This window comes from Streptomyces sp. NPDC047869 (assembly GCF_040704065.1).
Taxonomy (GTDB): Bacteria; Actinomycetota; Actinomycetes; order Streptomycetales; family Streptomycetaceae; genus Streptomyces.
Window position 1 is genome coordinate 16,139 of the sequence record NZ_JBEYRK010000011.1, and the last position, 13,619, is coordinate 29,757.

The window sequence follows — 13,619 nt, forward strand, 5'->3', positions numbered from 1 at the left end:
CCCACCCGCCGGCCCCTTCCGTTCCCACCGTCACCGCCCGGAGGCACACCGATGCGACAGTTCACCGCCGTCGTCAACCCGACCGCGGGTGACTCGACCGGAGCGGCGTCGCTGCTCCAGGTGGCCCGCCTGCTCCGCGAGGCCGGGGCCGGGCTGGAGACGGAGTACAGCCACAGCCTCGCCCACGCCCAGGACATCGCCCGGCAGGCCGGAGCACGCGGCCGGGTGGTTCTGGCGGTCGGCGGCGACGGCATGGCCGGCGGCGTCGGCGGCGCGCTCAGCGGCACCGGCACCGTCCTGGGCCTCGTACCCGCCGGGCGGGGCAACGACTTCGCGCGCGCCCTCGGCCTGCCCCGCGACCCCGCCGCACTCGCCGACATCCTGCTGCACGCGGAGCCCGGACGGGTGGACACCATCGAGGTCGAATCGGCCGTCCACCGGCGCACCGTGGTCCTCGGCAGCGTCTACGCCGGCGTCGACGCGCTCGCCAACCGGCACGCGAACCACACCCGGCTGCTGCGCGGCGCCGCCTCGTACTACGCGGGCGGCCTGCGTGCCGTCACCACCTGGCGGCCGGCCGACTACCGCGTCACCGTCGACGGCGAGGAACACCACCACCGCGGCTACACCGTGGTGGCCGCCAACTCCCCTTACTACGGCTTCGGCCGCCTCATCGCCCCCGGCGCGCGGGTCGACGACGGACTGCTCGACGTCGTTCTGATCCGCGAGGCACCGCGCCTGCTGTTCTTCACGCTGATGAACGAACTGAAGACCGGGGCCCATGTGAAGCGCCCCGAGGTACGGATCCTGCGCGGACGCGAACTGCGCATCGAGGCCTCCCGGCCCGTGCCCTACGGCGCCGACGGCGAGGTGGAGGCCACCTTGCCGGTGACGCTCCGGGTGCGCCCCGCCGACCTGCCCGTGCTGTACCGGCCCGGCACCGCCGGCCACTGACCGGCGGTGCCGGTCACCGGGCGGCCGGGAGGAGCCCGGACGTCAGCCGGGAGCCGGCGGCCGGAAACAGGCGTGTACGACCTTGCCGTCGGGGCAGGGACGGGCCTGCCAGGTGTCGGCCAGCGCGTCGACGAGCAGCATGCCCCGCCCGCCCGGACGCTCGGTGTCGGCCGGGCGCGGAACGGGCAGCCGCCGGGAACGGTCGTGGACGGCCACGTGCAGACAGGTGCTGTCCCAGGTCAGCACCAGGTCGGCCGCGCTGTGCGCGTGCACGTGGGCGTTGGTGACGAGCTCCGAGATGGTCAGCAGCACGTCGTCCACGGTGTCCGGCGCGGACTCGGTCCAGCCCAGTGACCGAAGATGCTCGCGCGCCCAGTCGCGCGCGGTCTTGACGCTCGAGTCCAGCGGCAGTGAGCGTGCCCAGCCCACCGCCCGCAGTGATGAATCGCTCAAGGTGTGCCCTCCCGCTGTGGCCCTGCGACGCGCATACCCGCTCCTCGGGTATCGACGCGACCAGTACCCGGCGACCAGTACCCCATCGGGCACACCGGGCACCAGGCATCGGGGGGAACCCCTCGATGCCTTCCGCAGGACCGCGCGGCCGTCCCGTGCTCAGGTCCGGGTCTCGGCCTCCCACCGGTCCGGGCCCATACCGCGCCAGTCGATCAGCGGCGAGTCCGCCACGTCCTCCGGCTCGATCTCCAGGCCCGCGCGGCGCAGGAACTCGACCAGGTCGCGCACGCTGTGCGCGAGGCCGAGGATCTCGCCGTCGACCCGTACCCGGCGTCCGCCGGTCGGGGACGGCAACTGCACGATCACTGGGCGCTTGCCGGGCATGGCTCCAGCATCGGCCGATCCGGCCGCCCTCGCACGCGGGACGCGGGACACGTGTCGGGCAGGGCCGGAGAGGGCACTCGGCGAGAACAGTAAAACGGACATATGCATCAGGAGGCGCGCGTGGCGGTTCGGCATCGTCTGATCAAGGCCAGTCCGGCCAGGGTGTGGGAGGTCCTCGCCGACGGCACCCGGTACGCGCAGTGGGTGGTGGGAACCGCCGCGTCCCAGCCGAAGGACGGCGAGTGGCCGCAGGAGTCGGCGTCGATCAGCTACCAGATCCGGCTGGGCCCCTTCGAGGTCGGCAACGAGACGGTCGTACGGCGCTGCGTGGAGGGATCCGTCCTGGAACTCGAGGCCCACGCGGGCCCGCTCGGCACCGCCCGCATCTGCATCGAGCTGCGCAAATGGGGGGAGCACTGCCTGGTCATCGTCGACGAGCACCCGCTCCAGGGCGCGGGCGGGGCTCTGCACAACCTCGGTTTCGAGGCACTGATCCAGCTGCGGCACCGGGCCATGCTCGCGCGCCTGGCGAAGACCTGCGAGGGGGACGACACCGCCGGGGAGCGGGAACGGCACCCGAGGCCGGGCGGGCGGTACGCCACGGGCGGGAGCGGAGCCGGTCATGCCTGACGCCGTGGTGATCGGGGCCGGCCCCAACGGCCTGGTGGCCGCCAATCTGCTGCTGGACGCCGGGTGGAGCGTGACCGTGCTGGAGGAGCAGCCGGAGCCGGGCGGCGCCGTACGGCACGACCGCGGCGTGGATCCCGACTTCATCAGCGACATGTTCAGCTCGTTCTACCCCCTGGCGGCCGCGTCGCCCGTGCTCTCCGCGCTGCGCCTGGAGGAGCACGGACTGCGCTGGGGCCACGCGCCGAGCGTGCTGGCCCATCCGCTGAGCGAGGGCAGATGCGCGGTGCTGCACCGGCGGACCGAGGACACGGCGGCATCCCTCGACTCCTTCGCGGAGGGCGACGGAGCCGCCTGGCACCGACTGGTGGAGCTGTGGCGGAAGCTGCGCCCCGGTGTGCTGGGCACCCTGTTCACCCCCTTCCCGCCGGTCAAGGCCATGGCAAAACTGGCCCTCGACCTGCGCGCCTCGGGCGGCCTGAGGGTGGCGCGCTCCCTGATCCTGCCGGTGCGCCGCATGGGCGAGGAGGAGTTCCGCGGCGAGGGCGGCCGGCTGCTGCTGGCCGGCAACGCGCTGCACGCCGACCTCGCCCCCGAGTCCGCGGGCAGCGGAGGCTTCGGCTGGCTGATGTCCATGCTGGGACAGACCTACGGGTTCCCCGTGCCGGTGGGCGGGTCCGGGGAGCTGACCGGCGCGCTCGTGCGCCGGCTGCTCAGCCGTGGGGGAGAGCTGCGCTGCGGGCGGCGCGTCGAGCGGGTCGTCGTACGCGGCGGCCGGGCCGTGGGCGTCCGCACGGCCGACGGGCAGGCGGTGTCCGCCCGGCGCGCCGTGCTCGCCGACGTAGCCGTGCCCGCCCTGTACGAGGAGCTGGTCGGCCCCGAGCACCTGCCCGCACAGGTGCTGGAGGATCTGCGGCGCTTCCAGTGGGACTTCGCCACCTTCAAGGTCGACTGGGCGCTCGACGGCCCGGTGCCGTGGCGGGACGAGCGGGCCGCCGGCGCCGGGACCGTCCATCTGGCCGACGGCATGGACGAGCTGACCCGCTTCGCCGCGCAGATCGCCATGCGCCAGGTGCCCGACCGCCCCTTCGCCCTGTTCGGCCAGATGACCACGGCCGACGCCTCCCGTTCTCCCGAGGGCACCGAGGCGGCATGGGCCTACACGCACATCCCGCACGACATCCGGGGAGACGCGGGCGACGAGGGCATCAGCGGGAAGTGGGGCCCCGACGACCAGGAGCGCATGGCGGACCGTGTCGAGCGCCAGGTCGAGCGCTTCGCGCCCGGCTTCCGGTCCCGCATCCGGGCCCGGCGTGTCCTGGCCCCGCCCACACTGGCGGCACTCGACGCCAACCTCTGCGGCGGTGCCATCAACGGCGGCACTACCGCCATGCACCAGCAGCTCGTCTTCCGTCCGCTGCCCGGCACCGGACGGCCGGAGACCCCCGTGCCGGGTCTCTACCTGGCCTCCGCCGGCGCCCACCCAGGGGGCGGCGTACACGGAGCGTGCGGGGCGAACGCGGCCCGGGCCGTGCTCCGGGGGCACCGGACCAGGGGCCTGGCCGGCGCCCAGCGGATGCTCGCCCGGCGCGACCGGACCGGCCGCCGGCGCTGACGGCCGGCCACAGCGAAGCAACAGGGAGCGGCATGAGCGAACACCAGGACGGCCCCGACCGCCGGCACCGGCGCCCGGAGGGTGTCGACGACAAGACGGTCGAGGCCCTCGGATCACTGTCGAAGGCCCTGGAGACGACGGAACGGGCCCGCGGCAGCCTGTACGACTTCCACCAGCTCACCGGCGGCGCCGACCTCGAACTCGACCGTGCGGTGCGCCTGTTGCGGGAGGCCGGGCACTCGGAGTGGGCCGACAAGGTCGAGACGGAGATCCTGGGCCGCAACGTCATTCCCGGCCACTGGACGTTCCAGATCATCGAGGCCTACGACCAGACCTACTACCGGCCGTTCCGGGAACTGGAGCGCAGCGCGGTCGACGAACTCGCCCAGGGACGCGACCACTTGTACGAGGCGGAGATGAAGGAGGCCCGCCGTACCGCCGGGCACCCGAACCACACGGCCCGCCCCGCGGCGGAGGAGACATGACGCGCGCGGGCGGCAGCCCCCTGCGGGACCGGGTGGTCGTGGTGACCGGCGCGGCACGCGGCCTGGGCGCCGCACTCGCGTACGCGGTCGCCCGCCGCGGCGGGGTACCGGCGCTGCTGGGCCACGAGCCGGCCCTGCTGGCGGAGGTCGCCGCCCGGCTGCCGGGGCCGGCCCTGACCCACGAGGTGGACATCACCGACGCCTCCGCGCTGCGAGCCGCCGCCGAGGAGGTGCGCCGTCGCCTCGGGCGCCCGTCCGCCGTGATCGCGAACGCCGGCGTCGCCGAAGGCGGCCCCTTCGCCTCCTCGGACCCCGCCGAGTGGCGCCGCGTGATCGAGGTGAACCTCGTCGGCAGCGCCCAGACGGCCCGGGTCTTCCTGCCGGACCTGATGGCCACGGCCGGCTACTACCTGCAGATCGCCTCCCTGGCCTCCATGGGCGCCGCGCCCATGATGAGCGCCTACTGCGCCTCCAAGGCGGGCGTGGAGGCCTTCACGCACTCGCTGCGTGCCGAGGTGGCCCACCGCGGGGTCGGTGTGGGCATCGCCTACCTCAACTGGATGGACACGGAGATGATCCGCGACGCCGACCGGCACGCCGTGCTGCGGGAACTGCGCGGCCACATGCCGCCGCCCGCCCGCCGGACGTACCGCGCCGACGACGTCGCCGAACGGGTCGTCCGCGGCCTGGAACGCCGCCGGACGGCGATGTACGCACCGGCCTGGCTGCGGCTCGTGCAGCCGGCGCGGGCCGCCCTGCCCCCGGTCGTCCTGCGGCTGTCCCGTCGCGAACTGCCCCGGCTGGAAGCGCGGGAACCCCTCCTGCACACCGGGCTGCTCGGCGCCGGCGGCGACGCCGACCGCGCCGCGGCCGGGGCCGGGGCCGGGGCACGGGACGACCGGTGATCTCGACAGGGGGGACGCGAGGAAAGGAGCGATGGCCATGGCCAAGAACAAGCGTGAGGGTTCCGGCAAGGATCTCTCCAAGGGCGACACGGTGGCCTGGAAGAGCCACGGAAGCGCCACGGAGGGCGAGGTCGAGCGGAAGCTCACCAAACGCACCGAGGCCGCCGGACGCACGGTGGACGCCTCGTCCGACGATCCGCAGTACGAGGTCCGCAGCGCCAAGTCGGGCAAGCGGGCGGTGCACAAGCCGTCCGCCCTGCGCAAGAAGTGACCGCGGACCATCGCCGGAGGTGAGGACGGCCGTCATGCAGACATTCCTGCCCGACCCCGACTTCCACCGCTCCGCTCTGCTCCTGGACCGCCGGCGCCTCGGCAAACAGCGGGTCGAGGCACTCCAGGTCCTGCGCGGCCTGACCGTCCCGGGATACGGATGGCGCCGGCACCCCGCCGTGCGCATGTGGACCGGATACGAGGAGGCCCTGGTCCGCTACGGCCTGGAGATCTGCCGGGTCTGGCGGGACCAGGGCCACCAGGACAGCTGCGCCGCCTCGCTGGTCGCCGGGCTCGCCGCCGAGCGCCCCGGCGCGCCGGTACGCGACCAGTCGGCTCTCGCGGCCGCCGGTGAACTGCCGCCCTGGATCGGCGACGAGGACTTCCACCGCAGCCACCGCTCCGCGCTCGTCCGCAAGGATCCCGACGCCTACGGCCACACGTTCCCCGGTGTCCCCGACGACCTGCCGTATGTGTGGCCGCGGTCCGACCGGGAACGAGACGGGGTGTCCGCCGGCCAGTGACGCGGGCGGCCGACGGGAGACGGGAGAAGCCGTGCTGCCGGACCTGCGCGCCCAACTCGGCGCGATGCTCTTCCGCCGGGTGGCGGGCCCCGACGGACGGGAGACCCGCGCCCGGATCCACGACACCCCCGGCCCCCGCTGGTTCGGGCCCGACCGGCCCATCCGTACCGTCCACGGCGACGCCTCGATGTTCATCGGCGGGGTGAGCGCCCTCCTGCTGCAGTCCCTGCACCCTCTCGCCATGGCCGCCGTCGACGCCCACTCCGGCTACCGCGGCGACCCCTGGGGGCGGCTGCAGCGCACCAGCGCCTTCCTGGCCGTCACCACCTACGGCACGGCGGCGGACGCGCGGGCGGCCGTCGACCAGGTCCGCGGCATCCACGAACACGTACGCGGGCACACCCGGCAGGGTGAGCCTTACCACGCCGCCGACCCCCACCTGCTCGGCTGGGTGCACACCGCCGAGACGGAGTGCTTCCTGCGCGCCCACGAACGCTACGGCGCCCACCGTCTCGACGCGGCCGGCTACGACGGCTACGCAGGCGACACCGCGACGGTCGCCGAAGCCCTCGGGGTGTCCGACCCGCCGCGCGACCGCCGAGCCCTGTCCGACCGGCTGGAGAGCTACCGGCCCGAACTCAGGGCCACCCCCGAGGCCCGTGCCGTGGCACGCTTCCTGCTCCTCGAACCGCCCGGGCCGCTCGCGGCGCGCCCCCTGTACGGCGCCCTGGCGGCGAACGCCGTGAACCTCCTGCCGGACTGGGCCCGCGGTCTGCTGCGACTGCCCCGGGTCCCGCTGGTCGAGGACCTCACGGTGCGCCCGGCCGGTCACCTGCTGACCCGCGCCATCCGCTGGGCCATGGCGCCGCCCTCGCCGTCGCCCTGACGGTGCGCGAATGCCTGGGGGCGGCTTGCTTCCCAGCGGTGGATGCGGGACGGTTGCCGAAGGACAACATCCCCTGAGGCAGGAAGGTGGTGGGGTGCGCGGCGTGCGTGCCCCCGCTTGTGTGCGCTTCCCCGAGTTCTTTTGCCTACCCGCGGGACGCCGGCGTCAACGTCGGCGCGACCTGGGGTGATGCCCCCTACCCGGTCCTCGTCATCGACCGGAGCGGTGTTCTCGTGGGCCTGAACGCCGCCGCCCGCCGGCTCCTGCCGCACCGGGACGGCGACGGCGCGCGGCAGCACCTCCTGCCGTCCTGGCTGTCCGCGGCCCACCGGCGCCTCACCGAAGGACCGGCCGGCACCTTCACCGGCCCGCTGACCGGAGAGATCGACGAACGCCGCTACGAGGCACATGCCACCCCGTCGGAGGGCGGCGCCGTGGTGTGGTGGCTCATCGACGACACCGACCGGCGCGTGGCCGAGACCGCCCTGCACAGCTCGCAGGAACGGGTGGCCATCCTGTCGGCCGTGTCCAGCAGACTGCTGTCCACCCTCAACGTGCCGCGCTGCGCGGACGCGACCGTGGGCATGGCCGCGGAACACCTCGCCGAGGCCGCCGTGCTCGTGCTGCCCCCGCAGGGGCGCCGGCACACCCTGACCTACGCCCAGCGCGGTCACCCCGTCCAGCGGGCCGTGCGGCAGATCGACGCGCGCGCCGTGCACGGCCTGGCGGAGGCCCTGCAGGGATTCCCGCCGGTCCCGGCCCGGTGGATCGACCCCGACGGCCTCCCCGGCTGGGTCGTCCCGGAGGGCTTCGCCGGGCCCGTCGGCTCGGTGATCGTCACCCCGCTGCCCGGTCACGGCGTCCCCGCCGGGGCCCTCATCCTGCTCCGTTCGGGCACCGATCGGGTCTTCACCGAGGGTGAGGAGGTCTTCGCCCGGCTGTTCGCCGCCAGGGCCGGAGCCGCCCTGTCCGCGGCCCGCCTGTACACCGAGCAGACCGCCATAACGGCCACGCTGATGCGCGAACTGCTGCCGCCGGCCCTGCACACGGTGGACGGGGTCGAGTATGCCGGGCAGTACCGTCCCGCCGGGGACGAGGAACGGGTGGGCGGTGACTTCTACGACTTCCACCCCGGTGCCGAGAGCTCGCAGGAGACCCTCGTCGTGCTCGGAGACGTCGCGGGCAAGGGCCTGGACGCGGCCGTGCTGACCGGCAAGATCCGCAACACCCTGCACGCCCTGCTGCCACTGGCCGGAAACCACGACGAGGTGCTGAAACTGCTGAACGGCGCCCTGCTGACCACCCAGCACACCCGGTTCGCCACCCTGGTGCTGGCCTCCGTGCGCCGCCGCGACGACCGGGTGCACGTACGGCTGACCAGCGCCGGGCATCTGCCGCCGCTGATCGTCCGCCGCGACGGCAGCGTGGAGGAGGTGCCCACCCGGGGCACCCTGGTCGGCGCGCTGCCGGAGATCAGCTCGGTCGGCGCCGAGGCGGTGCTCGGCCCCGGAGAGACCTGCCTGCTGTACACGGACGGCATCACCGAGGCACGCGGCGGGCCGCTCGGCGACGAGATGTTCGGCGAACGGCGGCTGAGGCGGACCCTGGCCGAGTGCGCCGGGCTGCCCGCCGAGGCGGTCGTGGAGCGGGTGCAGATGCTCGCCGCCCAGTGGATCGGGACGGGCCGCCACGACGACATGGCGACCGTCGCCGTCAGTGCCCCGGCCAAGGCCTCACCGGGCACCGCGGACCACGACGGCGCGGGCGAGCGCGGGGGGAGGCGCGGGTGAGCCTTCCCGAACCGGTGAGCCGGATCGAGGACCGGCTCTGGCAGGCCGTCGTGGACGCCGACGAGTACAGCGCGGTCGCTGTCGTGCACGGCGCGCTCGCCGAGGGCGTCGACGAGGAGACCCTGCTGCTGGACGTCATCGCCCGGGTGCAGGCGAAGGTCGGCACCGAATGGGCCGCCAACCGCATCAGCGTGGCCCAGGAACACGCCGCCACCGCCATCAACGAGCGGGTGGTCGCCGCCCTGGCCCACCGTCAGGACGGCGGCCCGTACCGGCGTGAGTACCGCGGACGTGTGACGGTCGGCTGTGTGGACGGGGAGTGGCACGCCTTCCCCGCCCGGCTCGTGGCGGAGATCCTGCGCCTGCGCGGCTGGCAGGTCGACTACCTCGGCGCGCAGACACCCACCCCCCACCTCGTCGCCCACCTGCACCACACCAACCCGCGGGCGGTGCTGCTGTCCGGATCCATCCCCACCCACCTGCCCACCGCGCACGCGGCCATCACGGCCTGTCAGGCCGTCGGCGTCCCGGTGCTGGCCGGAGGCCGCGCGTTCGGCCCGCGGGGCCGCTACGCGTTCGCGCTCGGAGCGGACCGGTGGGCGGCGGACGCCCGCGGCGCGGCGGCGGCGCTGGAGGCCGACCTGCCGCACCCCGACCCGGCCGCCGCCCGGCAGATCGTCGACGACCTGCCGCACCTGGCCGACCAGGAGTACACGATGGTCGTCCAGTCGCGCGGCATGCTCGTCAAACAGACGCTGAAGGATCTGGAGAACCGTTTCCCCGCGCTGCGTGAGTACAGTGACGAACAGCGGGAGCGGACCGCCGAGGACATCGCGCACATCGTCGACTTCCTGGCCACGGCGCTCTACGTCGACGACGTGGAGGTGTTCACCGGATTCCTCCTGTGGACCGCGGAGATCCTCGAGGCGCGAAACGTCCCGGCGCTCTCCCTGGTCAGCGGCCTGGACGCGCTGTCCGACCGGCTGCGTGACTTCCCGCGTACCCTGAAACTGCTCCGTGAGGGCGCCACCGCCATGCTCGAGCGCGCCCGCACGCCCGCTCCCGGACCCGACCTGCACGTATGACCCAGCACTCTGCCACCGAATTCAGCCTCACCACGGTCAGCGCGCCGTCCACCCTGACCGTACGCGTCGGCGGGGAACTCGACTACGACACCAGCGACGAGCTGGTGGACACCGTCGTCGCCCGCCTCGCCGGCCCGCCGGCCCCCCGCCATGTGCGCCTGGACTTCGCCGCGCTCACGTGGATCGACTCCATCGGACTGTCCGCGCTGCTGATGATCCACCGGCACACCCGGGCGGCCGGGGCCGCGCTGCATCTGGACCACCGGCCCGACGTCCTGGAGCGCATGCTGCGGCACACCAACGTGCTCGGTCATCTCACCGCACCCGTCGCGGCCGGCGAACCGGGCCCGCCGGAAGAGGGCGGCGTCACCGGGGCGGTGGTCTCGTGACACCGGCCTCGCCTTCCCCCGACCGCGGATGGCAGGATGACGGCATGCGGTGGGGTTCCGAGACAACAGTGCAGGTCGCGCGGCACGCGCGCGTCCTGGAGATCAGGGTGCGCGGGGAGATCGACTTCGACGAGTGCGACCTGCTGCGCGCCGCCTGGGCCGAGGCCGACGAGTCCGATCTGCCCACCACCGTGGTGGACCTCTCGGGGGTCACCTTCGGCGACAGCCAGTTGCTCAGTGCCCTCCTCGACGCCCAGCGGCGCCACCGCGCGCGGGGCCGTGAGTTCGTCATCCTCGGCCCGTTGCAGGAGGCTCTGGTCCGGCTGCTGGCCATCAGCGGCACCCTCGAACACTTCACGATCACCGACTCCCGCGACAGCGCGCTGCGCAGCGACACGCCCTGACGCGCGGTGCACCACCTGAAAGACGGGAAGGATGCCGGGAACACCGAGGGGGGCGGGATGTCCGTGACGCATGAGAGCGAGGGCGGCCCCGGGCCGCACACGACGCCGGGCCCACAGAACGGCGTGTCCGGTGCCGGGTCACCCGAGCCGGTGGACGCGCTGCGCTTCAGCGCGACCTGGGCCGAGGGCGCCCTGCGCATCGCCGACGCGCGCGGCGCCGTCCGCACCCTTCTCGCCCGGGCCGGGCACCCTCCCGTGCTGCGTGCCAGCCAGGACGCGCAACTGGTGGTCAGCGAACTGATCACCAACGCGCTGCGCCACGCTCCCGGCCCCTGCGGGATGCTCCTGGAGGTCGCTCCCGGCCGGCACGAGCTGCGCGTCACCGTCTCGGACACATCCCAGCGATCGCCCGTGGTCCGGCCCGTGGACGCCGAGCGCATGGGCGGCCGCGGCCTGCACCTCGTGCTCCGGATCTGCGGCCGCGTGCGCGTCACCCGGCACGACCGGGGCAAACGGGTCACGACCACCGTGCCGCTGCCCGGCCAGGCCGGGGACGTACCCTAGGACGCCGGTTCAGACCTTGCGCCAGCGGGCGTTGCACCAGGAGAAGACGCCGAACGCGGCCAGGCCGAGGGCGACGAGGGCGAGCAGCCACGGACCAGCCGGCAGATCGCGGAACGAACGCAGCGTGTCGTCCATGCCCTTGGCCTTGCCGGGCTGGTGCTGCACCGCCGCGACCAGCGCGAAGACCCCGGCGACGGCGAAGACGAGGCCCCGGGCCGTACCGCCGGCGACTCCGAAGAAGTCGGTGAACCGCTTGGCCTTGTGGGACATCTCCATGGTCCGCAGATGCTTGCGGAACTTCTTCATCACGGCCCGGACGGCGATCCACAGTCCGGCGACCACCACGGCGGCCCCGGCGATACCGACGATCCACTGTCCACCCGGCCACTTCAGCACGGTGGCGGTGACGTCGTCGGTGTTCCGGTCGGAGGAGCCGCTTCCGCTGCCCTTGTCCCCGGCCGCGTACGACAGGACGGAGAAGGACAGGAAGGCGTAGAACACCGCCCGTGCGGCGGCCATGGCGCGCTTGGACGCCTTGCTCCCGTCCGCGCCGGCCCCGCCGCACACCGCCTCCGACAGTCGCCACAGCGCCATGCCGGCGAGGGCGACGCCGACGATCCACAGCATCGCCGAGCCGAACGGCTTGGACGCGAGTTCGCCGAGCGCGCCCCCGCGGTCGGCCTGCTTGCCGCCGCCGTCGCCGCCGAACGCCATCTGCAGGGCTATCACGCCCACCAGTACGTAGATCAGTCCTCGGGCGGCGAATCCCGAGCGGGCCGCCGCGGCCATCGCCGTGCTGTCGGCCGCGCGGCGGGCGTGGCCCCGTCCACGCAGGGCCCATGACTGTGCATTCATACTGCGCCGATGCCCCCGGACCGGGGTTCGACACCTGTCCGGCGCGGGTGCCCGTCCCACCGCGTGCGGCGGGACGGGGCGAACCCGCACGAGACGGGGTGACGCGCTCATACCGGACAGGGTGAACCTCTACAGGAACCTGCGGATCGGTGCGACCGAGAGCTCGCGGGCCCGCTGGAGCACCGGCCGGCGCCGCCAGCGCACGGGGTCGACCGGCTCGCTGCGCTCCAGGTCCTCGTCGAAGTCACGGTCGAGGCCGGCGGTGAACTCCTCGTCGAGCACGGCGAGCATGACTTCCTCGTCGTGCTCCATGGAGCGCCGGTTGAAATTCGTGGACCCGATCAGCGAGGCGACCGAGTCGACCGTGATGATCTTGGTGTGCAGCATGGTCGGCTGGTACTCGCGGATCTCCACGCCCTCGTCCAGCAGCCGCTGATAGTGGTTCTGCCCGGCCAGGCGGCAGGCCCGCTGGTCGGTGTGCGGCCCGGGCAGCAGGATCTGCACCTGCACGCCGCGCCGGGCGGTGGCGGCCAGCAGGTCGACGAAGTAGTCGTCGGGCGCGAAGTACGCGGTGGAGAGGCGGAACCGCTCCTGTGCCGACGTCAGGACGACCCGCACGAGCGTCTGCATGTCCTGCCAGCCGAAGCTGGCCGAGCCCCGCACCACCTGCACGACCGCGCGGCCCGGCTGCTCGTGCTCGATGAACCGGTCCCGCTCGTCGTAGAGCGTGTCGTGGCACTCGGCCCAGTTCTGCGCGAAGGCGGCGGCTATGCCGTCCACGGCAGGTCCGCGCACCTCCACATGGGTGTCCCGCCACTCGCCGGGACCACGGGCGTCCCCGCACCACTCCTCCGCGATGCCGACGCCGCCGGTGAAGGCGAGGCTCTCGTCGACGACGAGGGCCTTGCGGTGGCAGCGGTGGTTCTGCTTCAGCGGGGACAGCCGCACCGGTTTGCGGAACCAGGCGACCTGGACCCCGGCCTCGTCCATGGCCTCCAGCAGGCTCGGCTCGATCTCCTTCGCCCCGAACCCGTCCAGCAGCAGCCGGACCCGCAGCCCCGCCCCGGCCCGCTCCGCCAGCGCGTTCGCGAACTCGTGCGCGATCTCGCCGCGCCAGTAGACGAAGGTCATCATGTCGATGGTGTGCCGTGCCGAGCGGATCGCCTCGAGCATGGCGGGGAAGATCGCGTCGCCGTTGCGCAGCCGCGTGAGCCGGTTGCCCTCCGTCGCGGCGATGCCGAGCAGACGCTCCAGCCGTCTTCGCAGCCGCTGCTTGCGGGCCTCCGTGTCCTCCGTCGTCGTCGCGCCCGCGTCCGGGTGCCCGTCTTCCTCCGCCGTCCGCTGCAACATGCCCTGCCTCCCCTGTCGTGGCCCGCCCCCTCACCATGGCTTCGGGGCGGGCGCCGGCTCCGCCGGGCGTACGTATACC

General features: G+C 73.7%; 17 protein-coding genes. 13 read left to right on the forward strand and 4 right to left on the reverse strand.

The window, feature by feature from the left end; genetic code table 11:
• The first annotated feature begins 51 nt into the window (after positions 1–51).
• On the forward strand, positions 52–954 hold the full coding sequence (locus AB0924_RS16270) for a YegS/Rv2252/BmrU family lipid kinase (RefSeq protein ID WP_366911723.1): 903 nt from the start codon (positions 52–54) through the stop codon (positions 952–954).
• A gap of 42 nt (positions 955–996) precedes the next feature.
• Here the strand turns inward: AB0924_RS16270 and AB0924_RS16275 are convergent, their stop codons facing one another.
• Together AB0924_RS16275 and AB0924_RS16280 are read right to left on the reverse strand one after the other, a co-directional pair.
• The gene (locus tag AB0924_RS16275) at positions 997–1,407 is read right to left on the reverse strand and encodes an ATP-binding protein (protein ID WP_358933637.1); all 411 of its coding nucleotides are present in this window, start codon (positions 1,405–1,407) and stop codon (positions 997–999) included.
• Positions 1,408–1,566: 159 nt separating this feature from the next.
• Complete coding sequence (locus tag AB0924_RS16280; RefSeq protein WP_358933639.1) at positions 1,567–1,791, reverse strand: hypothetical protein; 225 nt, start codon at positions 1,789–1,791, stop codon at positions 1,567–1,569.
• Between the two features lie 120 nt (positions 1,792–1,911).
• Here AB0924_RS16280 and AB0924_RS16285 point away from each other — a divergent pair, with 120 nt between their 5' ends.
• The 12 genes from AB0924_RS16285 to AB0924_RS16340 all read left to right on the forward strand — a co-directional run bounded on the left by AB0924_RS16285 (position 1,912) and on the right by AB0924_RS16340 (position 11,335).
• Positions 1,912–2,421 carry an SRPBCC family protein gene (locus AB0924_RS16285; protein ID WP_358933641.1) on the forward strand — a complete coding sequence of 170 codons (510 nt, stop codon included), beginning with the start codon at positions 1,912–1,914 and terminating at the stop codon, positions 2,419–2,421.
• Entirely contained in the window at positions 2,414–4,033 is a 1,620-nt protein-coding gene (locus AB0924_RS16290; protein WP_366911724.1) for an NAD(P)/FAD-dependent oxidoreductase, read from the forward strand. The genes AB0924_RS16285 and AB0924_RS16290 overlap by 8 nt, the downstream gene beginning before the upstream one ends.
• Before the next feature lie 32 nt (positions 4,034–4,065).
• Entirely contained in the window at positions 4,066–4,518 is a 453-nt protein-coding gene (locus AB0924_RS16295) for a hypothetical protein (protein ID WP_366911725.1), read from the forward strand.
• Positions 4,515–5,423: an SDR family oxidoreductase gene (locus AB0924_RS16300; RefSeq protein WP_366911726.1), complete on the forward strand. Its 909-nt coding sequence runs from the start codon at positions 4,515–4,517 to the stop codon at positions 5,421–5,423. The genes AB0924_RS16295 and AB0924_RS16300 overlap by 4 nt, the downstream gene beginning before the upstream one ends.
• A 37-nt stretch (positions 5,424–5,460) precedes the next feature.
• Positions 5,461–5,694, forward strand: a complete 234-nt coding sequence (locus tag AB0924_RS16305) for a DUF2945 domain-containing protein (protein ID WP_366911727.1) — start codon at positions 5,461–5,463, stop codon at positions 5,692–5,694.
• Between the two features lie 34 nt (positions 5,695–5,728).
• Positions 5,729–6,217, forward strand: a complete 489-nt coding sequence (locus AB0924_RS16310; RefSeq protein ID WP_358933651.1) for an MSMEG_6728 family protein — start codon at positions 5,729–5,731, stop codon at positions 6,215–6,217.
• Positions 6,218–6,248: 31 nt separating this feature from the next.
• Positions 6,249–7,103: an oxygenase MpaB family protein gene (locus AB0924_RS16315; protein WP_366911728.1), complete on the forward strand. Its 855-nt coding sequence runs from the start codon at positions 6,249–6,251 to the stop codon at positions 7,101–7,103.
• A 107-nt stretch (positions 7,104–7,210) separates the two neighbouring features.
• Positions 7,211–8,893 (forward strand): PP2C family protein-serine/threonine phosphatase, encoded by a 1,683-nt coding sequence (locus AB0924_RS16320; RefSeq protein WP_366911729.1) that lies wholly within the window; start codon positions 7,211–7,213, stop codon positions 8,891–8,893.
• Complete coding sequence (locus AB0924_RS16325) at positions 8,890–9,978, forward strand: B12-binding domain-containing protein (protein ID WP_366911730.1); 1,089 nt, start codon at positions 8,890–8,892, stop codon at positions 9,976–9,978. The genes AB0924_RS16320 and AB0924_RS16325 overlap by 4 nt, the downstream gene beginning before the upstream one ends.
• Positions 9,975–10,367 carry an STAS domain-containing protein gene (locus tag AB0924_RS16330; protein WP_366911731.1) on the forward strand — a complete coding sequence of 131 codons (393 nt, stop codon included), beginning with the start codon at positions 9,975–9,977 and terminating at the stop codon, positions 10,365–10,367. Before AB0924_RS16325 ends, AB0924_RS16330 begins: the two co-directional genes overlap by 4 nt.
• Before the next feature lie 44 nt (positions 10,368–10,411).
• Positions 10,412–10,771 carry an STAS domain-containing protein gene (locus AB0924_RS16335; RefSeq protein WP_358933659.1) on the forward strand — a complete coding sequence of 120 codons (360 nt, stop codon included), beginning with the start codon at positions 10,412–10,414 and terminating at the stop codon, positions 10,769–10,771.
• 57 nt (positions 10,772–10,828) lie between these two features.
• The gene (locus AB0924_RS16340) at positions 10,829–11,335 is read left to right on the forward strand and encodes an ATP-binding protein (RefSeq protein ID WP_366911732.1); all 507 of its coding nucleotides are present in this window, start codon (positions 10,829–10,831) and stop codon (positions 11,333–11,335) included.
• A 9-nt stretch (positions 11,336–11,344) separates the two neighbouring features.
• Here AB0924_RS16340 and AB0924_RS16345 read toward each other — a convergent pair whose 3' ends face one another.
• Positions 11,345–12,190, reverse strand: coding sequence for a DUF1206 domain-containing protein (locus AB0924_RS16345; protein WP_358933663.1), 846 nt, complete (start codon positions 12,188–12,190; stop codon positions 11,345–11,347).
• Between the two features lie 129 nt (positions 12,191–12,319).
• Positions 12,320–13,540 (reverse strand): phospholipase D-like domain-containing protein, encoded by a 1,221-nt coding sequence (locus tag AB0924_RS16350; RefSeq protein WP_358933665.1) that lies wholly within the window; start codon positions 13,538–13,540, stop codon positions 12,320–12,322.
• Positions 13,541–13,619 lie beyond the last annotated feature (79 nt).